Source organism: Streptomyces sp. NBC_01478 (assembly GCF_036227225.1).
Classification (GTDB): Bacteria; Actinomycetota; Actinomycetes; order Streptomycetales; family Streptomycetaceae; genus Streptomyces.
The window spans coordinates 4,647,037-4,669,764 of sequence record NZ_CP109444.1; the positions used below are offsets into that span (position 1 = coordinate 4,647,037).

The 22,728-nt window shown below is 70.2% G+C and carries 21 protein-coding genes and 1 tRNA gene; 5 read left to right on the top strand and 17 right to left on the bottom strand.

What is annotated here, in order from left to right:
- The first annotated feature begins 11 nt into the window (after window positions 1–11).
- Window positions 12–596 carry an ArsR/SmtB family transcription factor gene (locus tag OG223_RS20895; protein WP_329250698.1) on the top strand — a complete coding sequence of 195 codons (585 nt, stop codon included), beginning with the start codon at window positions 12–14 and terminating at the stop codon, window positions 594–596.
- A 13-nt stretch (window positions 597–609) separates the two neighbouring features.
- Window positions 610–807 carry a hypothetical protein gene (locus tag OG223_RS20900; protein ID WP_329250701.1) on the top strand — a complete coding sequence of 66 codons (198 nt, stop codon included), beginning with the start codon at window positions 610–612 and terminating at the stop codon, window positions 805–807.
- On the opposite strand, the gene OG223_RS20905 is transcribed toward OG223_RS20900, so the two are convergent.
- The 4 genes from OG223_RS20905 to OG223_RS20920 form a co-directional block, all read right to left on the bottom strand.
- Window positions 804–1,598: a S16 family serine protease gene (locus OG223_RS20905; RefSeq protein WP_329250703.1), complete on the bottom strand. Its 795-nt coding sequence runs from the start codon at window positions 1,596–1,598 to the stop codon at window positions 804–806. The genes OG223_RS20900 and OG223_RS20905 overlap by 4 nt on opposite strands.
- Window positions 1,599–1,663: 65 nt before the next feature.
- Complete coding sequence (locus tag OG223_RS20910) at window positions 1,664–2,305, bottom strand: IclR family transcriptional regulator (protein WP_200689931.1); 642 nt, start codon at window positions 2,303–2,305, stop codon at window positions 1,664–1,666.
- A gap of 424 nt (window positions 2,306–2,729) precedes the next feature.
- Window positions 2,730–4,529, bottom strand: a complete 1,800-nt coding sequence (locus OG223_RS20915; protein WP_329250707.1) for a DEAD/DEAH box helicase — start codon at window positions 4,527–4,529, stop codon at window positions 2,730–2,732.
- 130 nt (window positions 4,530–4,659) lie between these two features.
- Window positions 4,660–6,150, bottom strand: coding sequence for an MFS transporter (locus OG223_RS20920; RefSeq protein WP_329250710.1), 1,491 nt, complete (start codon window positions 6,148–6,150; stop codon window positions 4,660–4,662).
- Window positions 6,151–6,338: 188 nt separating this feature from the next.
- Between OG223_RS20920 and OG223_RS20925 the strand changes: the two genes are divergently transcribed.
- Window positions 6,339–6,413 (top strand) — tRNA-Cys (locus tag OG223_RS20925).
- 94 nt (window positions 6,414–6,507) lie between these two features.
- Here OG223_RS20925 and OG223_RS20930 read toward each other — a convergent pair.
- Window positions 6,508–7,080: a hypothetical protein gene (locus tag OG223_RS20930; RefSeq protein ID WP_329250712.1), complete on the bottom strand. Its 573-nt coding sequence runs from the start codon at window positions 7,078–7,080 to the stop codon at window positions 6,508–6,510.
- 188 nt (window positions 7,081–7,268) lie between these two features.
- Entirely contained in the window at window positions 7,269–8,177 is a 909-nt protein-coding gene (locus OG223_RS20935; protein WP_329250715.1) for an aminoglycoside phosphotransferase family protein, read from the bottom strand.
- A gap of 132 nt (window positions 8,178–8,309) precedes the next feature.
- On the opposite strand from OG223_RS20935, the gene OG223_RS20940 reads away from it, so the two are divergent.
- Together OG223_RS20940 and OG223_RS20945 are read left to right on the top strand one after the other, a co-directional pair.
- On the top strand, window positions 8,310–8,690 hold the full coding sequence (locus OG223_RS20940; protein ID WP_329250717.1) for an antibiotic biosynthesis monooxygenase family protein: 381 nt from the start codon (window positions 8,310–8,312) through the stop codon (window positions 8,688–8,690).
- A 166-nt stretch (window positions 8,691–8,856) separates the two neighbouring features.
- Entirely contained in the window at window positions 8,857–9,453 is a 597-nt protein-coding gene (locus OG223_RS20945; protein WP_329250721.1) for a DUF4328 domain-containing protein, read from the top strand.
- A gap of 85 nt (window positions 9,454–9,538) precedes the next feature.
- On the opposite strand, the gene OG223_RS20950 is transcribed toward OG223_RS20945, so the two are convergent.
- The 11 genes from OG223_RS20950 to OG223_RS21000 form a co-directional block, all read right to left on the bottom strand.
- The gene (locus OG223_RS20950; RefSeq protein WP_329250725.1) at window positions 9,539–10,726 is read right to left on the bottom strand and encodes an SUKH-4 family immunity protein; all 1,188 of its coding nucleotides are present in this window, start codon (window positions 10,724–10,726) and stop codon (window positions 9,539–9,541) included.
- Window positions 10,727–10,903: 177 nt separating this feature from the next.
- Window positions 10,904–11,401, bottom strand: coding sequence for an AAA family ATPase (locus OG223_RS20955; protein ID WP_443073846.1), 498 nt, complete (start codon window positions 11,399–11,401; stop codon window positions 10,904–10,906).
- Window positions 11,402–11,461: 60 nt separating this feature from the next.
- The gene (locus tag OG223_RS20960; protein ID WP_329250730.1) at window positions 11,462–13,792 is read right to left on the bottom strand and encodes a xanthine dehydrogenase family protein molybdopterin-binding subunit; all 2,331 of its coding nucleotides are present in this window, start codon (window positions 13,790–13,792) and stop codon (window positions 11,462–11,464) included.
- Entirely contained in the window at window positions 13,789–15,435 is a 1,647-nt protein-coding gene (locus tag OG223_RS20965; protein ID WP_329250733.1) for a 2Fe-2S iron-sulfur cluster-binding protein, read from the bottom strand. Before OG223_RS20965 ends, OG223_RS20960 begins: the two co-directional genes overlap by 4 nt.
- Window positions 15,432–16,325, bottom strand: coding sequence for an FAD binding domain-containing protein (locus tag OG223_RS20970; protein WP_329250736.1), 894 nt, complete (start codon window positions 16,323–16,325; stop codon window positions 15,432–15,434). Before OG223_RS20970 ends, OG223_RS20965 begins: the two co-directional genes overlap by 4 nt.
- A 256-nt stretch (window positions 16,326–16,581) precedes the next feature.
- Window positions 16,582–18,216 (bottom strand): beta-N-acetylhexosaminidase, encoded by a 1,635-nt coding sequence (locus OG223_RS20975; protein ID WP_329250739.1) that lies wholly within the window; start codon window positions 18,214–18,216, stop codon window positions 16,582–16,584.
- A gap of 1 nt (window position 18,217) precedes the next feature.
- Window positions 18,218–19,063 (bottom strand): carbohydrate ABC transporter permease, encoded by an 846-nt coding sequence (locus OG223_RS20980; RefSeq protein ID WP_329250742.1) that lies wholly within the window; start codon window positions 19,061–19,063, stop codon window positions 18,218–18,220.
- Window positions 19,060–19,920 carry a carbohydrate ABC transporter permease gene (locus tag OG223_RS20985; RefSeq protein WP_329250745.1) on the bottom strand — a complete coding sequence of 287 codons (861 nt, stop codon included), beginning with the start codon at window positions 19,918–19,920 and terminating at the stop codon, window positions 19,060–19,062. The genes OG223_RS20980 and OG223_RS20985 overlap by 4 nt, the downstream gene beginning before the upstream one ends.
- Window positions 19,921–20,046: 126 nt before the next feature.
- Entirely contained in the window at window positions 20,047–21,351 is a 1,305-nt protein-coding gene (locus tag OG223_RS20990) for an extracellular solute-binding protein (protein WP_329250748.1), read from the bottom strand.
- A 242-nt stretch (window positions 21,352–21,593) separates the two neighbouring features.
- On the bottom strand, window positions 21,594–21,881 hold the full coding sequence (locus OG223_RS20995; protein WP_026178118.1) for a DUF3039 domain-containing protein: 288 nt from the start codon (window positions 21,879–21,881) through the stop codon (window positions 21,594–21,596).
- A gap of 73 nt (window positions 21,882–21,954) precedes the next feature.
- Entirely contained in the window at window positions 21,955–22,530 is a 576-nt protein-coding gene (locus tag OG223_RS21000) for a YqgE/AlgH family protein (RefSeq protein ID WP_200683203.1), read from the bottom strand.
- Between the last annotated feature and the right edge of the window lie 198 nt (window positions 22,531–22,728).

A 22,728-nucleotide genomic window follows, 5' to 3' on the forward strand; every position in this document is an offset into this window, starting at 1 on the left:
TCTTTGCAAGTATGCCCGAGCCCGAGGAACGTCCCACACGCGTACTCGATGCCCGCTCCCTGCGCGGCCTCGCCCATCCCCTGCGCATGCGCCTGCTGAGCGAGCTACGACGCAACGGTCCCGCCACCGCCTCCCAACTCGCGGCCAAACTGGGCGAGTCCAGCGGGGCTACCAGCTACCACCTGCGGCAGCTCGCCGAGTACGGCTTCCTTGAAGACGCGCCGGAGCACGGCAAGGGCCGGGAGCGCTGGTGGCAAGCGATGCACGGGGGCGTGGAACTCAACGAGACCCTGCTCCTCGACCCGGACCCGGCGGTCCGCGGTGCCGCCGCCGTGTTCATGCACGAGGTCTCGACCGTCCACGCCCAGGAGCTCTCGACCTTCGTCGCCACCACGCACGACTGGTCCGCGGACTGGTACGAAGCCTCGGACGCGAGCGACTGGACCCTACGGCTGACGCCCGAGATGTCGGTCGAGCTCATCGCGAAGATGCACGAACTCGTCAACAGCTACCGCGCACAAGCCCTGCCCGAAGGCACCCCGGAGGCCGAGCAGGTGCGGATCCACAGCCACGTCTTCCCCGTCCGAACGGTCTGAGAGGCACCGCCCGATGCACCCCGAGACCCACCTCGCCCTGCACCACGCCCGCACCGCCGAACTCCAGGCCCGGGCCGCGGCCCACCGCCTCGCCGCCGAGGCCGGGGCACCCCGGCAGGAACTCCGTACCCGCCTCGGCTGGACCCTCGTGGAACTGGGGCTGCGGTTGGCCGCCACGCCGCCGAACGGTACGAAGCCCGCCGTCGCCTAACAGCCCGGCACCGAACCCTTACCCGTCTCCAACGCCTTCAGCGCGCTCACCGCGCCCTTCAGCGAGGTCACCGCAACCAGCCGTAGACCCTTGGGCAGTTCGGACTTGGCGTCCGAGCATTCGGCCTTCGGTACCAGGAACACCGTCGCTCCGTCGCGGCGCGCGGCCTGGGTCTTCAGGGCCACTCCCCCGACCGCGCCCACCGTGCCGTCGGTGCCGATCGTGCCCGTGCCGGCGATGGTGCGACCGCCGGTGAGATCGCCCCCGCTGCCGTCGCCGTTCAGCTTGTCGATGATCCCCAGGGTGAAGAGCAGACCCGCGCTGGGGCCGCCGACGTCCGCCAACGTCAGCGTGACCTTGACCTTCTTGTCGCTGAGGTTCAGGTAGTTGAGCGCGGCCGTGGTCGCGTCGTCCTGCGACTCCTGCATCTGCTCCGTGTTGTGCTGCTCGATCTCCTTGACGCTGTTGCCGCTCGGGTAGACCGAGTCACGCGGCATGACCGCTCGATCGGTACGGAACCAACTGTCGATCACATCGCTCAACGCGACATGCTGATCGGGTCCGGTCGCCTCGATCGTCGTCATGCGCAACTGACCGCTCGTCGTCCGCACCGGCGCCCCGGAGATCGTGATCACCGGGGTGCCCTTGTTCTCGCCGAGCACGTTCGCGGTCAGACCGGGCTGCGCCAGCGAGAAGGGCAGCGGCGCGAAGCCCGCCGTGGCGAGCAGTGCCACGACGGGCAGGGCGCAGACGGCTACGGCCTGGGGGCGCGTGAGGCGAGAGAGGAGCACGGGATCAATCTAACGCGACGGTCACTTCAGGCCAGGCGCCGGTCACCCCCTGCTCGCGAACGGCCTCAGCGCAGCGCCTCCGCTACCTCGCGCGCCGCGTCGACGACCCGCGGTCCCACCCGTTCGGGCACGGCATCGGCCAGCATCACCACGCCGACGCTGCCCTCGACGCCCGTGACCCCGAGCAGGGGTGCCGCGGCGCCGCTCGCTCCCGCCTCCAACTCCCCGTGCGTCAAGGTGTATCCGGGTTCGTCGGCGGCCCGGTGCCGGGCGGCGAGGATCGCGCGGCCGGCGGCTCCCCGGTCCAGGGGGTGGCGGAACCCGGCCCGGTAGGCCACGTGGTAGTCCGTCCAGGTCGGCTCGACCACCGCGACGGCGAGGGCGTCCGCCCCGTCGACCAGGGTGAGGTGAGCGGTCGCCCCGATGTCCTCGGCCAGCGACCGCAGCGCGGGCAGCGCCGCCTCCCGTACCAGCGGATGCACCTGGCGGCCCAGCCGCAGCACCCCGAGCCCGACCCGGGCCCGGCCGCCCAGATCACGGCGTACGAGTGCGTGCTGTTCGAGGGTGGCCAGCAACCGGTATACGACGGTCCGGTTGACGCCCAGTTTGTTGGACAGTTCGGTGACGGTCAGCCCGTGGTCCGTATCGGCCAGCAGTTTGAGGACGCGCAGTCCCCGGTCGAGCGTCTGGGAGGTCTCCGCGGTCACGACGCCCACTCCTTAGGTGGTGAGGTCGGCGGCCCCCTCGCGGCGGATGCGTCACCGAGTCCCGTCAGTGACGCGCTTCAGAGGCCGCCGATCGGCGAGGCGGCCCGGCGTGTCCGGGCCCAGTCGCTTCACGGCTGCGCTCCGCGGCGGCGCTGCCACGGGGCGTGTGCGTAGCGGGACACTAGCGAAGGCGGTTCGCTGAGCGGAAGTCTCCGTCCAGAATCCGGGCACTGACTGGTACGGACCGGTTCACTTGATGCCGTTATGCCCCGTCCCGGGGATCGGCGTCCTGGAGATCGGCTCAGCGGCCAATGGCGCGTGGCGAGTGGGGGGTGCTGGAGGCTGGGGTCGTTCCTAACCACTGTCGCTGGCTTTGACTGGTTAGAAAGGACCCCAGCTTCCAGAGGGTGCAGGGTCGGGTGGGTCACTTCATGCGCGTGGCCCACTCCTGGACCTTGGCGATGCGCTGCCGCAACTGCCCGGCCGTGGCCTCGGCGCTCGGCGGGCCGCCGCAGGTGCGGCGCAGTTCGGTGTGGATGACACCGTGCGGTTTGCCGGTCTGGTGGACGTACGCGGAGACCATGGTGTTGAGCGACTTCCTCAGCTCCATCATCTCCTTGTGCGAGACGACGGGCCGCCGCTCGGCGGGCAGTTCCAGCAGGTCGGCCTGGTCGTCCGGCTTCTTGCGGCTGTGCGCGATCTGCCGGGCCTGCCGCTTCTGGAGCAGCATCTGCACCTGGTCGGGTTCGAGGAGTCCGGGGATGCCGAGGTAGTCCTGCTCCTCCTCGCTCCCCGGGTGCGCCTGCATGCCGAACTCGGCGCCGTCGTAGAGCACCCGGTCGAAGACGGCCTCGGACTCCAGCGCCTCGAAGGCGAACTGCTCCTGCTCGCCGGTGTCCTCGTCCTGCTCCTTGTTCGCCTCGTCCATCTCCTTCTCGGACTCGGCGTACGGGTCCTCCTCGCCCTCCTTCTTGGGCTTGTCGAGGGCGTGGTCGCGCTCGACCTCCATCTCGTTGGCGAAGGTGAGGAGGTCGGGGACGGTCGGGAGGAAGACGGATGCGGTCTCGCCGCGCCGCCGGGACCGCACGAAGCGGCCGACGGCCTGGGCGAAGAAGAGGGGGGTGGAGATGGTGGTGGCGTACACCCCGACGGCGAGCCGCGGCACGTCGACGCCTTCCGACACCATGCGTACGGCGACCATCCAGCGGTCGTTGCTCGCGGCGAAGTCGTCGATGCGCTTGGAGGCACCGGTGTCGTCCGACAGCACGACGGTCGCCTTGCTGCCGGTGATCTCGCGGATCAGCTTGGCGTAGGCGCGCGCGGAGTCCTGGTCGGAGGCGATGACGAGGGCACCGGCGTCCGGGATGCCCTTCCTGACCTCGGTCAGCCGCTGGTCGGCGGCGCGCAGCACGCTCGGCATCCACTCGCCGCGCGCGTCCAGCGCCGTACGCCAGGCCTGGCTGATCGCGTCCTTGGTCATCGGCTCGCCGAGCCGCGCGGCGATCTCGTCGCCGGCCTTGGTCCGCCACCGCATGTTGCCGCTGTAGGAGAGGAAGATGACGGGCCGGACTACGTGGTCGGCCAGGGCGTTGCCGTAGCCGTAGGTGTAGTCGGCGGAGGACCGCCGGATCCCGTCGTTCCCTTCCTCATACGTCACGAAGGGAATGGGATTGGTGTCTGACCGGAACGGCGTCCCGGTCAGCGCGAGCCGCCGCGTGGCCGGCTCGAAGGCCTCCAGGCATGCCTCGCCCCAGGACTTCGAGTCACCGGCGTGGTGGATCTCGTCGAGGATCACGAGGGTCTTGCGCTGCTCGACGCGGTTGCGGTGCAGCATCGGCCGCACACCGACGCCGGCGTACGTGACGGCGACACCGTCGTAGTCCTTGCCGAGCGGCCCGGCGCTGTACTCCGGGTCGAGTTTGATCCCTATCCGCGCGGCCGCTTCCGCCCACTGCTTCTTCAGGTGCTCGGTCGGCGCGACGACGGTCACCTGCTGCACGACATGGTGGTGCAGCAGCCAGGAGGCGAGGGTGAGCGCGAAGGTCGTCTTGCCTGCACCCGGGGTCGCGACCGCGAGGAAGTCCCGCGGCTGCTCCTGGACATACCTCTCCATCGCGCCCTGCTGCCAGGCACGCAGCTTGCCGGCGGTGCCCCAGGGGGCGCGGCCGGGGAAGGCGGGAGAGAGGTGGTGGGAGCTGGTGGAGGAGGCGGCGGTGGTAGTCACGGTCTCCGTTTGTTCGGTCGGGCGGCTCGGCCATGTATGACAACCGGGCCACCCTACCGGCGGGGTGGCGGTGTCGACGTGCGGACGGCGCCGGGGCGGGTGGGGATGGGACTGAGGTCACACCTGTGGTTCAGCCGGGGCCCGCAGCGCCTTCCCGATCGCTTTGACCTCGTCCGGCCCGCACCCGCGTGGTCACCCAGGCCCCCACCAACGCCACCCCCGCCATCGGCAGAAACACGGCGGCGAAGGCGGCCGGATGGGAGCCGCCGCCCGCCGAACCGACCACATGCCCCACCGTGCCACCCCCCAACGCACCGAACGCGGCCCCGCCGACGGACAGCAGCACGACGTTGGACAACCCGTCAGAAATCTGCAGCGCGGCGGAGTTGGAGCCGGCCTCTTCCGGTGCGGACAACTGGAGCAGCAGCACGCTGGTGGAGGAGATCACCAGCCCCATCCCGAAACACCCGAATCCCCACGCGACGGCGACGATCCACACGGGCACGGCCTGGACGAGGACGCTCGGCGCCCCGGCGATCGCGGCGGCCACCAGCACCATCCCGAACGTCATCAGCCGTTCCCGATACGGCTCGACCCGCGCCCGGGCCTGCACCCACGACCCGAGCGCCCACGTCCCGCCACCCGCCGCGAGCGAGAACCCGGCCAGGGTCGGCGACAGCCCCCGCTGGGTGACGAGCATCAACGGCACGAAGGACTCGGCCGAGATGAACGACCCGGCCGCCACCCCGCGCAGCAGTACGACCGAGGGCAGCCCCCGCGCCGCCCGGTACGTACCGCGCGGCAACAGCCCGAGCACGGCGGGCACGAGCAGCGCGACGCCGGCGACGGCCGGGAGGAGGGAGAACCAGGTCAGATCCTGAGCGGCGTACTGAACGAGCCCGGCACCGAGCGAAATCCCGAGGGCGAGCCGAATACGACGCCGGTCGAAGGAGGCGGACGGCTCACCTGCGTTGCTCACCGGCCCGGCGGCCCGCCGCCGTATCTGAGGAAGGGCGAGGGCAAGCGGAAACACCACGAGCACGGGGATCCCGAGGAACACCCACCGCCACCCCAGATGCTCGGTCACCGCCCCGGAGGCAAGCGGCCCGACGACGGACGGCACGACCCAGCTCGCGGCGAACGCGGCCATGATGGCGGGCCGCAACCGCTCGGAATAGGCCCGCCCGACAACGACGTACAGAGCGACAATGACCAGCCCACCCCCGAGCCCCTGCACGGCCCGCCCCAGGATGAACACCCACATGACCTGAGCGGTCCCCGCCACCACCAGCCCGGCGGCGAAGGCCCCGATCCCGGTGGTCAACGCCCCGAGCGGCCCCCGCCGGTCCGACCACTGCCCGGCGAACACCATCCCGAACAGGCTGGTGGTGAAGTACCCGGAGAACGCGAACGCGTACAACGACACCCCGCCCAGCTCCCGAGCGGCGACGGGCATGGCCGTCCCCACCGCCGTGGCCTCGAAGGCGATCAGCAGAACGACGGACACGATCCCGACACTGAGCGCCCGGTGCGACCGCCCCAGCACGGAGTCGCCGCACTCGTCGGCCAGGTCAGGGGCGGTGCCCGTGACACCGGCGTCACGAGGTTCAAGGACGGTCATGCCCGCCAGCGTAAGGTCCACAGCCCGCCTTGACCCCTGTCGGAGGACGGTCCCCTGCTGAGACCTTGGTCGTACGACCCGGTGCCCCGCTCCCCCGTTCATGAACGCGGTGTGGCAGTCCCGTTGCACCATCCCCGGCCCCCTTGTCCAGCCCCCTCACCCGCCCCTACGGTCAACTCAACACACACGGCCGTGTGCCCGAGTGGTTCAGGGACTCGCCTGCAAAGCGAGTTACGCGGGTTCGATTCCCGCCACGGCCTCCACCAGTACGTCTGATCTGCATGTTCTTGGGTCAGACACGGCTTTCGTTGTCCGGGACTCCCATGCCGGACAGCGGCCAGGTCAGTCGCTTGGTTCTCAGGCGCTCCCCTGATGCCATCCCATTCCGAGGCACCGGCCCTCCCCTGACTCCACGGAACCCACCTGTTCCATGCGTCGGATCTCCCGCTCCGCCGCTTCCAGGTGTCCAAGGTCGAGGGCCATCGCGGCACGGCCGGCGACGTAGAAGACGTCCTCGCGGATCCGGCAGTCCAACTCCGATCGGCTGCACAAGGCCAGGAACCGCACCTCAAGACTGAGTTCGATACGGCCCATCTCGTCCCGAACGCGGACCGGGAGTGCTGCGTGCCGGAGATCCTTTGCGTAGTCGCGTGTCTGCCGGTCGGCCTCGTCCGGACGGGCTTCCACGGGGCGATGGGGGTGATCGGCCCACTCCGTGTCAGCCCACAGGACGAGTTCGTCCAGGTGCTCCGAGGCGACCGCCAGATCCGGGGGCGAGGCGGAGAGGGCTGCGTCCGCGCCGGCGATCAACTGGGCGAGACGGCGTCGCGCGTCGTCGTCCCCCGCCACGCCCATCGCGATGAAGCCCGACAACACGTCGAGCCTGCGCGACACGTCCGCCCGCTGCCAGATCTCGTACAGTCCCGCCATCCGCCGTCCCCTCTTCGCCGTTCCCTCTTCACCGCGCACCGGACCCTACGGCGCGCCACCGTCAGCAGGTCCAGCGGTTTTCCCGGGCTCAGCGAACGAACCGCGTGCCCGGCTCGGTGTGGCGCACGATCTCCTCGCACAGTTCGGGTGTCCGTGAGCGAGGGCTTCTTGATCGTTGCGGGACAGCCCTAGATGCCCTGCAGAACACGATCAAGTGCCGTCCGGCCCGCAGGTCCCCAGTTCGGCTTGCCGCCGGGAAGGCCGCGGTCTCCGTTCTGCCCCATGAGCATCAGGAAAAGGCTCTTCATGGCGGCCAGTCCGCGGGCGCGTCGGATCGCCGCCTCGTCCGCGTGCGCGTACGTGTCGAAGAATCGTGAGGCCGTTCCCGCGGGCAGCAGCACCCATGCGGCGGCGAGGTCCCACGCCGGATCGCCGGCGAACAGGGCACCGAAGTCGACGATGCCCGAGAGCGTTCCGTCCGAGACGACGACGTTCGCGGGATGGAGGTCGCCGTGCACCCACACCGCCGGGCCCTCCCACGCGTGGGCCGCAACCGCGTCGTCCCAGACGGCCCGGACGTCGGCGGCGATGTCGTCGGGGGCAACGGCCCGGAGGAAGTTCTCGAAGCCCTCCGTGCAGTTCCTGGGATGGGCGCCGCGGTCCGTGGCGATCGGCGCCTCCGCGGGCGCCTCGACATGGAGCGCCCGGAGGAAACCCGCCAGCGTGTCGGCCGCGTGGGCACCCCGGCTGATCGAGCCGTGGTCCAGCGGCTCGCCGGGAACCCACGTCATCACGGTCCAGTGCTTGGGGAAGCGCTCGGACGGTTCGCCGAACCGCACCGGGGTCGGCACCGGGAGCGGCAGGCGCGGGGCCAGCACGGGGAGCCACCGGCGCTCCTTGAGCTGGAGTTCCGGAGTGGGGTCCATGCGCTGCATGCGCACCGCCAACTCGTCCCCGAGGCGCCACATTTGGTTGCCCCAGCCGCCCGCCACCTCACGGATGGCCAGCCCCGCAAGGTCCGGATGTTGCTCCTGCAGCAGGTCGCGGACCAGGTCTGCGGTGATCTCGATGTCGAACTCGATCTCGGTGTCGGTCATGCGGAGTCACAGTACCGAGAAGGCGCCTATGGTCGATGGACCGCCCCGGTGTGGTGTCGGGCTCCAACTGACCGGTGTTCCTTGATGAGTTCGACGTCTCCCTTACCGCGCCGCCTCCCTTACAGTGCCGCCATGAGCAACCACTCCGAGGCGCCTGTCACGCCCGTCGAGGCCTTTGAACCCCCGTACTACGCGGCTGTCTTCACCACCGTGCGGACCCAGGAACAGAGCGACTACCGCGAGACCAACGCGCGTATGGAAGAGCTCGTGAAGGACATCCCCGGGTACCTGGGGATGGACCACGCTCAGACTCCGGGTGGGCTGGGGATCACCGTCGGGTACTTCCGCGACGCCGACGCCCTCACGGAGTGGCGGACCAACGCCGAGCACCGTGCGGCGCAGAAGCGTGGGCAGGCCGAGTGGTACGAGAGCTACACGCTGCACGTGGCGAAAGTGGAACGGAGCCACGGGTTCGTCCGGGCGCAGACCCCGCGGAGCGCCACAGCGGGCTGACCAGCCGAACTCGGCCCGGCCCGGCGCGGCCCACAGCGATCCCCGATCAGGAAGGGCCCTAAAACCGTACTCATGTGCGGCATTCAGACCCTATGATCACTCAACCCCGGCCTCCGCCGCACCCTCAGCCGCACCCGCTCACACCCCCGAGACAGGCCAAGAGACGATGACGAGTACCGCCCGCAAAGCCCCCCGGCTCCTTGTCCGTTCCGCGCAGGTGGCGATAGCCGCGGCCGCCGTGACGGACGTGTTCCGTGCGGTGGCGGTGCGGGATCGCTACGTGCACGACACCGACGCGTCCGAGTCGGGCTTCGTCTCCATGGTCTTCGTGTACGTGACGACTCTCGCGATCGTGCTGTTCCTCGTGTGGCTCGCCCAAGCCCGGCGCAACGCGCAGGAGTTGTCGCCCGAGGCCTCGGTTCCGAGTCGGGGCCGGACGATCGGCATGTGGTTCGTCCCGGTGGTCAACCTCTTTGTCCCTCGCGGGGTCGTCCTCGACGTCGGGCGCGCGAGCTCCGCGTCGTGGGAGGAGAAGCGGGACACGACCCTGGTGAATGCCTGGTGGGCCGCCTGGATCACGCACTCGCTGGTGCTCGTGTTCGCGGGGCGGCTGGCCCCGGGCTCGATGGTCCTCCTCGTGGTGGAGGAGGTCCTCATGATCGCGGCGGCTGTGCTGGCAGGGCTCGTGATCGAGCGCATCACGGCGCTGCAGGACACCGCACTCGGTGCCGCCGTTCCCGCCGAATCCCTCACCCAGGCGTGAGCCGGCCGCCCTCCCGGACCTCTCGCCCGGCCCACCTCACTCATCGCGAACGATCTCCCCGGCCCCGTACGCGCACGAGTACACGTCAGAGCACCCCGCCCGCCTCGTCCTGGAACGCCTCCGTCCAGTAGTGCGGGTGGTGTCGGCCGGCCATCCGGGCATCCGTCCCCGTCGGGTCCACCGACGACAGGGTCTGGAGCATCGTCGCCGCCAACTGGTCGTACGCCTCTGCCGTCAGCTCGCCCGACAGGTCCGCGTCGATCGCCTTCTCGCGGTGGAGCAGCCAGAGGGTGAAGGCGAGGGTCGAGACGTCCGTGTTGAGGGGAGTCAGTGTCGCTTCCGGCTCGCTCCAGGTCAGGATCTCGCCCGTCGCGCCGTCCACCACCATGCTGTTGTCCTCCAGGAGGTAGCCGAGGCGGATCAACTGGTCGGCGCGGGGCGGGAGTTGCCCGGCGGGTGCGTCCTCGTAGAACTCGGCGAGGGTGGGGAGCGGTACGTCCGTGTCCAGTTGGAAGAGGAACGCGTCCTCGGGCAGGCCCGTCTCGAGCAGGAAGCGGCGGGTCGGTTCGTGTGTGAGTGTGGCGGGGAAGTCGACCTCTTCGAAGCGCGCGACCGTGCCCTGGCCGAACTCCTGGTCCAGCAGGCGGGCCGGGATGTCGAGGGTCAGCCCCGATGTCGTGCCCGGGCCCGCGACCAGGGCGAGCGGGCGGATCAGGGCCGCCGCCTTCCAGAACGGGGGCACCTCGCCGTCCGTCTCCGACTCGAACACCGCGAGCAGTTGGCGTGATGCCTCCGCCGCCGTCTTCGGGCCGTGCCGGCCCTCGTAGGACGCGAACTGGCCGCGCAGGCCCGACAGTTCGTCCGTCGTCGCGGTGAAGCGGGTCAGCGTTTCGATCGACGGAGCCAGCGGGCCGGTCTCCATCAGGTCCGGGCGGTCGTGGAAGAAGTACGTCGTCGCGATCTCGCCCGTCTCGCCGTCCAGCAGGATCGACTCCGCCTCCCCGCCGTCGGGTCCCCAGAGCGCGCCTATCACCAACTGGTCCCGGAGCTCCTCCGCCAGCGGGCCGGGGTCCCCCATCGAGTCCGCCACCGTCCGCAGGCCCTCCCTGCGCAGCTCCTCGAACGTCAACAGGGCGCTGTCGCCCGGCAGGCCGGGGCCTGTCAGCCAGCGGCGCGTCGACGCGTGCGTGATGTACGGATCGAGGTCGTCCTCGGTCAAAGTGATCGTGATCGCCGTAGAGCCGTAGCCCTGCGCAGCGTCGGTCCTGCTCATTACTCCCCCGTGCATGAATCTTCCCCGTGTGCCACCAGTGTTCCGCTGTCTCCCCACTGCCCAAAACACTACGCGGCACCACTGACAATCGCCCTGACCAGCGAAAACGCAACGGAAACGCCTCGCAGGGCCTGAGAGGACGCGAAACGTCCGAAACGTCCTCACCCCGTCAGACGCTCAGACCACCCGCGAACGTTCCCGTCCCTCGATGATCGCGTCCACCGTCTCCCCCACCGTCAGCCCGGAGCTGTCCAGCCACAGGCCGATGCGCGGGGTCTCCGTCCGCAGCCCGGCGTCCAGTTCCTCGACCGTCCACGCGCCGTAGCCGTTCTTCGCCCGGCCCGCCTCCCGTGCCGTCACGGCCTGTGGGGTCGGTGCGAGGACGATCACGTGCAGCGGGCGGGTGCGGATCAGGTCGACGTACGCCGGCAACTCCGCGCCCAGCACCACGTCCTGGACGACCGCCGTGAAACCGGCCTCCGCGTACGCGTCCGCCGTCGCCGCCGACAGCCGGTACCGCAACCGGAGTTGGGACTCCCCCTCGCCGCTCGCACCGGGGACGTAATCCTCGCGCCCCGAGACGATCATCCGCCGGAAGACATCACCCCGGACGTGCGCCGCCCTCGGCAGACGCTCCGCGAGCGCCTGCGCGACCGTCGACTTGCCGGCGGCCATCACTCCCGTGATGAGGACGACACCCTCGAACACCCTCAAGTACCTTCCAGGGCCTGCCGCCTAGTACCCGTACTGCCCGTACTGCTCGGCCGTCGTCGTCACCACCGCCGCCTGCGGGCGGATCGGCAGCCGGTTCACCGGGCGGCCCGTCGCGGCGCGTACGGCGGAGGCGATGGCAGCCGGGGATGTGACCACCGGTACCGCGCTGACCGCCTTCGCCCCGAAGGGGGCGACCACGTCACGTTCCTCGACGAGTTTCACGATCTTGATGTCGGGGGTGTCCAGGGCGGTGGGCAGGGCGTAGCCGGTGAGGTCGGGGTGGCGGATCAGCCCGCGCGCGGTGCGCAGGTTTTCCGTCAACGCGATGCCCACGCCCTGGGTGACACCGCCCTCGATACGGGCGACCAACTGCGTCGGGTTCAGGATGCGGCCGACGTCCTGGGCGAGGGCCAGTTCGACGACCCGTACGGAGCCGAGTTCGATGTCGACGTCGACGACCGCGCGGATCGCGCAGAAGGCGAGCCCTACGAAGGCGTCGCCCTGGCCGGCCTCGTCCAGGGGCTCGGTCGGGTGCGGGCGGCACTGGGCGGTGGCCCACAGTTCCTTGCCGTCCAGGGCCTCGGTGACGGTGGTCGAGAGGACGCCGTCGTAGGAGGTGATCTTGCCGTCGGTGATCTGGAGCAGCTCGGTCGACATCCCGAACTTGTGCGCCAGGGGCTGGAGCAGTTGGGTGCGGACCATTTTCGCGGCCCGTTCGACCGCGCCACCCGATACCCAGGTATGACGTCCCCGGCAGCCGGGGCCGGCGGGAGGCTGATCGGTGTCTACGGGGGCGACGTGCACCTCGTCGATACCGAGGGTCTCCTGGACGATCTGCCGGGCGAGCGTGGTGAAGCCCTGGCCGGTCTCGACGGCCGCGCAGAGCACCGTAGCGATGCCGTCATGGACCTTCACGGTGGCTGTGGAGACCTCGTCCGCGCCCTCCGCGCCGAGCATGTGCACCATGCCGAGGCCGTAGCCGACACCCCGGCGCACCGCGCCCGGTTCGCCCGCGCCCTCGGGGCCGCCGGGCAGCAGCCACTCGTCCTCGGGGGTGTCCTTGGGGAGCTGCGGCAGCGGGAAGTCCCGTACGGCCTGGAGGAGTTCGGCGACCGGCGCCGGGCAGGTCACCGTCTGGCCGGTCGGGAGGACGTCACCGGTGGCCATGGCGTTGCGCAGGCGCAGCTCGGCCGGGTCCATGGCGAGCTTCTTGGCGAGCTTGTCCATCTGCGCCTCGTAGGCCGCGCAGACCTGCATCGCGCCCTCGCCCCGGACGTGCCCTGAAGGCGGGTTGTTGGTGCGGACGGCCCAGCCCTCGATGAAGGCGTTCGGGACGACGTACGGGCCGCAGGCGAAGGAGACCGCGGCGGCCAGGGCCTCCGAGGAGGTGTCGGCGTAGGCGCCCGCGTCGAGCAGCACCTGGGCCTCGACCTTCACCAGGCGGCCGTCCTCGTCGGCGTGGTGGCGGTAGCGCAGGAGTGTGGGGTGGCGGTGGGTGTGGCCGAGGAAGGACTCCTCGCGCGTGGCGGTGAGTTTGACCGGGCAGCCGGTCTTCAACGCGAGCAGTCCGAGCGGGAGTTGGAAGCCCTGGTCCTCGCGGTCGGCGGTGGCCCCGGGGACGCCGGTGACGACGACCTTCACGCGGTCGGACTCCAGGCCGAAGCAGGCGGCGGCCGTGTCGCGGTCGTTGTGCGGGTCCGTGGAGGCGATGTACAGCTCGACGCCGCCGTCGGGGCGGGGCACGGCGAGACCGGCCTCGGCGCCGATGGGGGCGGGGTCCTGGCGGCCGATGCGGTACAGGCCCTCCACGACGATGTCGCCGGCCGCGTCCGGGTCGCCGTGGCGCAGCGGGATGTGCCGGATCAGGTTGCCGTCGGGGTGCAGCGGCTCGGCCTCGAATGCCTGCTCGGGGTCGGTCACCGGGTCGAGTACTTCGTACTCGACCATGATGGCCGCGGCGGCCATCCGCGCGGTGTCGGGGTGGTCGGCGGCGACGGCGGCGATGGGCTCCCCGTGGTGGCGTACGACCTCGGAGGCGAACACCGGGCGGTCGGCGGTGCCCCGGCCGTAGCGGTCCCGGCCCGGCACGTCCTCGTGGGTGATGACGGCCCGTACGCCCGGCATGTCGCGCGCGTGGGACGTGTCGACGGACACGATGCGCGCGTGCGGGTGCGGCGAGCGCAGAACGGCCGCCCAGAGGAGGCCCTCGGCCCACAGGTCGGCCGCGTACGGGAAGGTGCCCTCGGTCTTGGCGCGGGCGTCGGCGGCCGGGAGCGAGGCGCCCAGGCCGTGGCCCGGATGCTCCGGGGCGGGGGCGGCCTCCGTGGTCGCGGTGGCGGCTTCGTTGCTCACGCCTGACCTCCGTCCTGGCCGTACGCCTGGTCCTGCGTGCGCGGGGACTCGAACGCCGACTGGTGCACACCACCGGCTCCGGGGCCCGCCTGATGGGGAATACGCGCCTCGTCGCCGTCCGACTCAGGTTCGGCGGCAGCGGCGTGCGCCTCACGCTCGGCGACGACTTCCTGTACGGCGTCCAGGACACCCCGGTAGCCGGAGCAGCGGCACAGGTTGCCGCACAGGGCCTGGCGCGCCTCCAGTTCGGTGGGCGCGGGGTTGCCCTCCAGGAGGTCGTGCACGGTCATCGCCATGCCGGGCACGCAGAAACCGCACTGCACGGCACCGCACTTGGCGAGCGCCCGCTGCACGTCCGAGGGCTGTCCCTCGACGGCGAGACCCTCGACCGTACGGACCTCGGAGCCGGCGGCGGTGACGGCGGGCACCAGGCAGGAGGCGACGAGCCGTCCGTCGACCTGGACGTTGCAGGCCCCGCACTCGCCCTGGGAGCAGCCGTCCTTGGCGCCCGCGAGGCCGAGGCGTTCGCGCAGCACGTACAGCAGCGACTCGCCGATCCAGGCGTCGGTGACGGGCCGGTCGGCGCCGTTGACGCGCAACACGTAGGAGGCGAGCGGGTGTTCCTCGCCGGGGATCGTCGGGGCGGGCTCGGCGGCCTCGTCCGGCGCGTCGGGCTCGACGGCCGTCACGGGCGCCTCGGCGGCCTCCGGGGCAGCTTCGGCACTCTCGCCGGCGTCGGCCGTCACGGACGGCTCAGCGGGCCCCTCAGCGCCCTCCGCGGCCCCTTCGCCGTCGGCCGCCCCGCCGCTCGTGTGAGCCGACTGTGCGTCGGCCGCGGCGAGTTCGGTCGAGGTGTCGTCGTGGCGGTCGGCGCGTGCGTCGCCGTAGGGATCGCCGGCGGCGTCGGTGCGGGTGTGCGCGTACGGGTCCCCGGGTTCGCCGTACGGCTGCCGGGGCGCCTCGGTCGGCGGGCGGGTGGCCGCCCGTGCCGACACCTCGCCGGTCCCGTCGGTTCCGGACGGATCGGCCGGGTACGGAACGCCGTGCCCGTCGGTCTGCTCGCCGGGCCGCTCGGCCACGTCCGCGCCGGACGCCTGCTGTGCCCAGTTCTGGCCCGCGCCGTCCGTCGCCCAGGGCGCGGGCGCGCCGCCGGGCAGGGTGGCCGGAGGGGTGCCGCCCCACTGCTCGACCAGGGCCGAGGTGGTGAACTCGCCCGATTCGTCCGGGAGATCACCGCCGGCCACGGGGATCGACCACTCCCCGGTCACATCGCGACCGGGGGCGGCGCCCGCGTCCGGGACGTTGGTGTCCTGGAAGGTCCACTGGCCGGTGGACCCGGGGTGGTACGCGAACCGGCCGTCGCCGGCGGTCCCCTGCTGCGGTGCGGCGTTCGGGTCGGGCCACTGGACGCCCTCGGCGGGCCTGGCCCAGGAGCCGGTGTCCGAGGGGTCGGCGTCCGAGCCGGGGGTGGCCGTTATGGGCGGCGGCACATAGCCGTGCCCCGGGGCGGCCAGGAGGGCGTCGATGCCCCCTTCGGGGAGTTTCACGAAGGCCGTGGCGCCGTCGTCGTAGTCGCCCTGGGGCAGCGGGTCCCAGCGTCCGCCGCCCTGGGGGGTGCCCTCTCCGTGCTGGTCGTCGGTCACGACAGCGCCCTCCCGAGTGCTCGTCGGGCCAGTGCGGCGACGGTGCGCCGCAGGTGCAGTACCGCGGGCGGAAGCTGTTCCACGGAGCCGTCCTCGGCCGGTGCCGGGTCGGGGATGCAGGCCGCGGCGACGTACTCCCCGAAGGCGCTCAGGGCCTCGGGGACGATCGTGCGGCTGTTGTCCCAGTCGATCAGCCGGGCCACCCACTGCTCGGCGTCCAGCGGTCTCAGCGGCATCGGCGCTATGGCTCCGACGGCGCACCTGACCCCGCGCCGGGCGGGGTCGAGGACGACCGCGACGGACGCGACCGAGCGCCCGGGGCCGGTCCGGCCGGTGGCCTTCAGGAAGACCTGCGGGGCGTGCAGCAGCGGCACGCGCACGAAGCCGATGAGTTCGCCGCCGCGCAGCATCTCGACGCCGGCCAGGAGGTGCGACACCGGGATCTCCCGGCGGGCTCCGTCCTGGCCCGCGATGATCAGCGTCGCCTCCAGGGCGGCCAGCACGGGCAGCGCGTCACCGGTGGGCGCGGCCGAGGCGATGTTGCCGCCCAGGGTGCCCGCGTTGCGGATCTGCGGCGGTCCCGCGGCACGCGCGGAGGCGGCGAGCGCGGGGATGAGGGCGGCGAAGTCGGGGCGGCCCATGCGGGCGTGCGTGAGCCCCGCGCCGAGCAGTGCGTGCCCGTCCTGGTACTGCCAGCCGCGGATCTCGCTGATCCGGCCGAGACCGACCAGCGCGCTGGGCCTGAGCTGGCCCGAGTTGACGGCCGCCATGAGGTCGGTGCCACCGGCCACGGGAACGGCCGTGGGCAGGGCCGTGAGCGCCGCCACGGCCTCGTCCAGCGTCGTGGGCAGCGTGACGGACTGCCCCGCCTGCGCTGCGTGCGTGGTCAAACCGGCTGCCCCTTCCCGCTGCCCCACCTGGTCCCACCTGTTGCTGCCGTACGGTACGTGCTGACAGGGCGGACGTGGCAACTCTGGCACATCTTCGCAAGACCCGAGCGCGGGGGTCCGCTAGGAGGCATTCGCCCGTCTCATCTGGGAGATGGTCCGTTTTCGTACGGCATCACCGGTACGCGTGGATTGCCACTCATCGGTGACTCCTGGGGGGCTTTTTCCCTTACGTGTTCTCCGCGTTCCTACGCGATTCCTACGCGTGCGGGGGCGGGCCGTCCTTGGGGCGTCCGAGCACTCCGGGGCGGCGCTGCCACGGCAGTGGTCCGGTGGGCGGACGGTAGGCGACCCCCAGGGCGTCGAGGCGCGGGTAGTGGGCGGTCATCCGGCGCTCGAAGTCGGCGAAGTCCCGTTCCGCGGGCGCCGGAAGCGCACTCCAGGCGACCTCGGCGAACGCGGCCAGCCTGGGGAACGTCTGGTAGTCCACGCGTGCGTGATCCTCCATCACCTCGGTCCACACGTTGGCCTGCGCGCCCAGCACATGACGGGCCTCGGCCTCGCTGAGCTGCTCCGGAACCGGCTCGAAGCGGTAGACGTCCTCCAGGGTGCGCACATGGGCGATCGGCACCGGCTCGTCCTCGCCGGGGGCCTGCCGCCAGTCCAAGTACACGTGCTGTTCAGGACACATGACGACGTCGTGACCCGCGCGGGCGGCGGTGATCCCGCCCTCGTAGCCGCGCCAGGACGACACGACGGCCCCCTCCGCGAGACCGCCCTCCAGGATCTCGTCCCATCCGACGAGCCTTCTCCCGCGCGCGGAGAGCCACTTGTCGAAGTGTCCGATGAACCACGACTGCAACTCGTCCTCGTCCGCGAGCCCGAGTTCCGCGATCCGCGCCTGCGCGGTCACCGACTGCTTCCACTGGTCCTTGAGGCATTCGTCACCGCCGACGTGAATGAACTCCGAGGGGAACAGCTCCAGGAGTTCCTCGAACACCCCCTCGTAGAAGCGCAGGGTGATGTCAGTGGGGGCGAGTACGTTCGGGTTGATGCCCCAGTTGTCCCAGACCGAGAGGGAGTTGGTGTCGATGACGTCGGTGTTGCCGAGTTCCGGATACGCGGCGATGGCGGCCTGCGAGTGTCCCGGTACGTCGATTTCGGGGACCACGGTGATATGCCGCTCGGCGGCGTAGGCGACGATCTCGCGGATGTCGTCCTGCGTGTAGTAGCCGCCGTGGGGCCTGTCGTCCCACAGGGGTGAGGCACGGTGGCCGAATTTCGTGCGCGCCCGCCAGGAGCCGATCTCGGTCAGCTTCGGGTACCGCTTGATCTGTACGCGCCATCCCTGATCGTCCGTCAAGTGGAAGTGGAAGACGTTGAGTTTGTGCGCCGCCATGAGATCCAGGTAGCGCAGGACGCCTTCCTTCGGCATGAAGTGCCGGGCGACGTCGAGCATGAGGCCGCGCCAGTGGAAGCGGGGGGAGTCCTGGATGGTGAGGTGCGGTACGGCCCAGGTGCGGTCACGGTCGAGCGGAGCCCTGCGGTACGCGTCGGGGCCGAGGAGCTGACGGAGCGTCTGGGCGCCCCAGAAGACACCGGCCGCGCTGCCGCCCTCGATGAAGACCCCGTTCGAGTCGCTGACGAGGCGATACTCCTCGGGGCCGAGCGTGGGGTCGAGTTGGAGCCCGATGCCGTCGTCGCAGGCGTCGTCGAGTTCCCGCCCCTCGTGCAACGGCAGACCGGTGGCCTGCTGGAGGACAGCGCGCAGCCAGTTGCCGACGCCTTCCGTCGCGTCGCCGGCGTAGAGCTTGGAGCGCTTCGTCAGCCGCACCTCGCCGGAACCGGCGGCAACACTGCCGGGCCGAGGAATCAGTTCCGTCTCTGAAGTCACGTCAGTCCTTAACCGCTCCGCCCAGCCCCGAGACCAGACGTCGCTGTACGAGTACGAAGAACACCAGCACCGGAATCGTCATCACCGTGGAGGCCGCCATGACCCCGCCCCAGTCCGGATCATCGGGCTTGTAGAAGACGAGGAGGGCCATCGGCAGGGTCGACTGGGAAGTGTCGCTGATGATGAACGACTTGGCGAAGAGGAAGTCGTTCCAGGCCGAGATGAAGGAAAACACGCTCGTGGCGACCAGCCCGGGGAAGACGAGCGGGAAAAGGATCTGCCACAGGAATCGCGTCCGGCTCGCCCCGTCGATGTACGCGGCCTCCTCCAGCGCGTCCGGTACGGCTTTCACGAACCCCCGCAGCATCCAGATCGCGAACGGCAGCGAGAACGCGATCTGAGGCAGGATCAGCGACCCCAGGGTGTTCAGCAGCCCGAGCCCCCGCATGGTGAAGAACAGGGGGATCGTCAGCGCTTCCACGGGCACCATCTGGGCCACCAGGAACATGATCAGGAGGGTGGTCCGGAAGCGGAACCGGAATCGCGTCACCGCCGTCGCGGCGAGAAAGGCGATCAGCGCCGAGACGATCACCACCGAGCACGCCACGACAAGGCTGTTGACGAAGTAACGGCCGAATTCCTGCTGCCCGAAGACCCGTCGGAAGGAGTCCAGGGAGGGCGCGAGCGTCCACGGCCGGGGCTCGCTCGACTCGATTTCCCCGGCCGGTTTGAAGGCGCTGAGCACCATCCAATAGAGGGGGAAGGCGACGACGACCGCGATCAGCAGCGCCGAGGCCTCGGCAGCGAGCCGCCAGGGCCGTCGGACAAGACCGCGAAGCAGACTCACAGCTCCTCCCCCTGCCTGCGCAGCAGGCGCAGATAGACCAGCGTGACGGCGAGCAGCATCAGCAGCATGACGACGCCGATCGCCGAGCCGAGGCTGTACTTCGAGGACGCGAACGCCTGTTGGTAGGCGTACACGTTCAGGACGAGGTTCTGGCCGGCGATGCCGCCGCCGTTGGTCATGACGTAGATCTGGGTGAAGACCTTGAAGTCCCAGATGACGGACTGAATGGTCACGACGGTCAGGATCGGCCGCAGCATCGGCGTGAGGACGGACCGCCAGATCCGCCACTGCGAGGCCCCGTCCAGAGCGGCGGCCTCCAGCACCTCGGAGGGCACGGCACGGATGCCGGCGTAGACCGTCACCATCACGAACGGGAAGGAGCACCACACCACTTCGAGCAACACGAGGAAGAACGCGCTCAGCCGCCCGTACGTCCAGGAGTGGTCGCCGAGCCCGAGGATCCGGTTCACCGGCCCGAAGTCGGGGTCGAAGAGCAGCAGCCAGACCGTGGAACCGGTGACCGCCGGTGTCGCCCACGCGCCGAGCGCAGCCAGCATCAACACCAGCCGCGGCAAGGCACGCACGCGCGTGAGCAACACGGCGAGCGCACACCCGACAGCAAGCGTCGACACCACACACGCCCCCGCGAACAACACGGTGGCCACCAGCACTTGCCAGAACTGACTGTCCGAGAAGAGCGCGGAGTAGTTCCCGAACCCCTCGAAGGTAGTCGGCTCCCCACCACTGACCTGGGCTTGCGTGTACTGGAAGAACGAGATCAGGCCGAGTTGGTAGATGGGGTAGACCAGCAACCCCCCAAGGACGACAAGAGCCGGGGCCAGATACAACCAGGGCACACCCCAACCCCCTTGGGTGCGCGGGGCTGTGTTTGATTTGCGGCTACCGCCGCGTGGGCGCGACAAGCCACGACGGCCCCGCACCCGCAAGCGCTCCACAACAACCGAGCTATTAGGCGCCACCGGTCAACCCGCGGAGCTGAACGCGTCGTTCATCTTCTTCGCCGCGTCCCCCGAAGCGGCCGCCACGCTCTTCTTCCCGCTGATGACCTCCTGCAGCATCGTCGGCAGCACGAGCGAGGAGTCGATCTCGGACCAACCCGGCGACGCGGGCACGAACTTCGTCCCCGCAGCCAACGTCTCCACGAACGGCTTCTCGAACGGCACCTTCGCCGCAGCCGCGTCACGGACATCGGTGAACGTGGGCAGGAACCCCATCGCGTCGAACATGGACGTCTGCGTCTTCTTCGAGGTGAGCTGCTCCATGAGGTCCACCGCGAGCGTGCGGTGCGACGTGCTCTTCAGGACACCGATGTTGTTGCCCCCGGCGAACGCGGGAGCGACCGACCCGGACGCGACACCGGGCAACGGCACGACCGCGTACTTCCCCTTGACCTTCCCCGCCTCGACCGCACTGTGGCTGAAGTCGCCGCCGATCGCCATGCCCGCCTTGCCGGCCGCGAACGCGGTGATCGTGTCGTTGCCGCCCATGACCGCGCACTTGGCGGCGGGACAGTTGTCGCTCGTGAAGAGCGAGGTGTAGGCCTTGATGCCCTTCTGGGCGGCGGCGCTGTCGATCGCGGAGGTGTACGAGCCCCCCGAACCCCCCTCGGCGGTGGCGAGTTCGCCGCCGTTGGCCCAGACGAAGGGCATCGCGCCGTACGTGTAGGCGCCGCCGACGACGAGGCCGTAGAGGTCGGACCTGGCCTTGTGGATCTTTCGGGCGGTGGCTGCCAACTCGGCCATGGACTTGGGGGGTTGGAGGCCCAGGTCCTTGAAGACGTCGGTGCGGTAGTACAGGGCGCGGACGCCGACGTAGAACGGGGAGCCGTACAGCTTGCCGTCGACCGTGACGGACTGCTTCGCGGTCGGGTCGGTGTCCTTGGCCTCGCTCCAGGCGCCGAACTCCTTGGTGACGTCGAGGAGTCCGCCGTCGTGGACGTAGCCGGCCGTGTCGGTGTTGCCGTACTCCATGACGTCGGGCGCGGACTTCGGGTCGTTGAAGGCGGCTTTGACGCGCTGGGCGCGGGTGTCGATCGGGATGTACTCGACATCGACCTTGGTGCCCTTGTGGGCCTTCTCGAAGGCGGAGACCACTGAGTCGACGACCTTCGCCTTCGGGTCGTTGCCGACCTCCTGGAAGAGCCACACCCGCAGGGTGCCGCTCGTCTCGTCCTTGTCGGAGGACGAGTTGTCGGAGGTCTGGGGCGCGCAGCCGGCGACGACAGCGGCGGCCGCCAGGAGTACGGCGAATCTGGGGGCGAGCTTCATGGAGCGTTCCTCCGGGAATCCGGGCGTGCGTTGCAACATATGCAATGGGCGTTTCGCTCTGCACAACACCACGGAGATTAAGGAGTAGATGAACGCGGCCACAAGAGGTCTCAACCACTTCGTGACACGCGAAAGACCGTCGAAAAGTCGTCGAAACACACAAAAGGCCCTCAGGGCGCACCGAAGCGCGCCCTGAGGGCCTCGGAAACAGAGAGCCTCAGAAAGTCAGACCGGCACAGCGGCTACTTGTCGCCGCCCTTGCCCTTGTCGCCGTCCCCGCCCGAGCCCATGGACTCGTAGATCTCCTTGCACATGGGACACACCGGGTACTTCTTCGGGTCGCGGCCCGGCACCCAGACCTTCCCGCACAACGCCACCACGGGAGTGCCGTCCAGGGCGCTCGCCATGATCTTGTCCTTCTGGACGTAATGGGCGAAGCGCTCATGGTCCCCGTCACCGTGCGACACCTGGGGCGTCGGCTCAACGAGGGTCCCCGTACCAGTCCCGCGCTCGGGCTCAAGAGTGCTCATAGGGCCAAGGGTACTGAAGCTCACCGGCATCAGTTCCGCGAAGGGTCGTTCAGTTCAGGGATCAGCTCGGGGATCAGTTCAGGGAAGGGTCGTCCGGATACGTCGCCACCATCGCCAGCTCGCTGCGCTGGCGGCGCAGCACCTCGCGCCAGAGTCTCTCCGGGGCCGGCGAGGACACGTCACCGGGCTCCGACTCGACGACGTACCAGGCGCCGTCCACCAGTTCGTCCTCCAGTTGCCCGGGCCCCCAGCCGGCGTACCCGGCGAAGATCCGCAGCGAGCCGAGCGCGGAGGCCAGCAGCTCCGGCGGGGCCTCCAGGTCGACGAGTCCGATCGCGCCGTGCACGCGCCGCCAGCCGAGCGGGGCGCGCTCGGTGGACGACGCGCCGCCCGGGATGACGGCGACGCCGAGGGCCGAGTCCAACTGGACCGGGCCGCCCTGGAAGACGACTCCCGGTTCACCGGCGAGATCCCCCCAGCCCTCCAGGATGTCGCCGACGTCCACGGGGGTCGGACGGTTGAGGACGACACCGAGGGAGCCCTCCTCGTCGTGGTCGAGAAGGAGCACCACCGCGCGGTCGAAGTTCGGGTCCGCCAGGGCGGGTGTTGCCACGAGCAACCGCCCTGTGAGCGAGGACACCTCGGTCATGCCAGACATGATCCCGCATCTTCCGCGTGATGGGGGAGGCAATGCGGGTACCTGAGTGAACGCAGCTCAGGGCGCACCGAAGCGTCCGACGCGCACACCCCCTGCCCGGTGACCCCATGTGCCCGATTGAGAACGGTTCGTGTTGTGACACAGCTATGACGTAGCTGAGTGGTCCTCGGGCTTTCTGAAGGGGGGTGG

What these genes read in the sequence shown, in the direction of transcription:
- OG223_RS20895 (WP_329250698.1), top strand. Translation starts at nt 12, where the DNA reads ATGCCCGAGCCCGAGGAACGTCCCACACGCGTACTCGATGCCCGCTCC.
- OG223_RS20900 (WP_329250701.1), top strand. Translation starts at nt 610, where the DNA reads ATGCACCCCGAGACCCACCTCGCCCTGCACCACGCCCGCACCGCCGAA.
- OG223_RS20920 (WP_329250710.1), bottom strand. Translation starts at nt 6,150, where the DNA reads ATGACCGTCCTTGAACCTCGTGACGCCGGTGTCACGGGCACCGCCCCT.
- OG223_RS20930 (WP_329250712.1), bottom strand. Translation starts at nt 7,080, where the DNA reads ATGGCGGGACTGTACGAGATCTGGCAGCGGGCGGACGTGTCGCGCAGG.
- OG223_RS20935 (WP_329250715.1), bottom strand. Translation starts at nt 8,177, where the DNA reads ATGACCGACACCGAGATCGAGTTCGACATCGAGATCACCGCAGACCTG.
- OG223_RS20940 (WP_329250717.1), top strand. Translation starts at nt 8,310, where the DNA reads ATGAGCAACCACTCCGAGGCGCCTGTCACGCCCGTCGAGGCCTTTGAA.
- OG223_RS20945 (WP_329250721.1), top strand. Translation starts at nt 8,857, where the DNA reads ATGACGAGTACCGCCCGCAAAGCCCCCCGGCTCCTTGTCCGTTCCGCG.
- OG223_RS20950 (WP_329250725.1), bottom strand. Translation starts at nt 10,726, where the DNA reads ATGAGCAGGACCGACGCTGCGCAGGGCTACGGCTCTACGGCGATCACG.
- OG223_RS20955 (WP_443073846.1), bottom strand. Translation starts at nt 11,401, where the DNA reads ATGGCCGCCGGCAAGTCGACGGTCGCGCAGGCGCTCGCGGAGCGTCTG.
- OG223_RS20990 (WP_329250748.1), bottom strand. Translation starts at nt 21,351, where the DNA reads ATGAAGCTCGCCCCCAGATTCGCCGTACTCCTGGCGGCCGCCGCTGTC.
- OG223_RS20995 (WP_026178118.1), bottom strand. Translation starts at nt 21,881, where the DNA reads ATGAGCACTCTTGAGCCCGAGCGCGGGACTGGTACGGGGACCCTCGTT.
- OG223_RS21000 (WP_200683203.1), bottom strand. Translation starts at nt 22,530, where the DNA reads ATGACCGAGGTGTCCTCGCTCACAGGGCGGTTGCTCGTGGCAACACCC.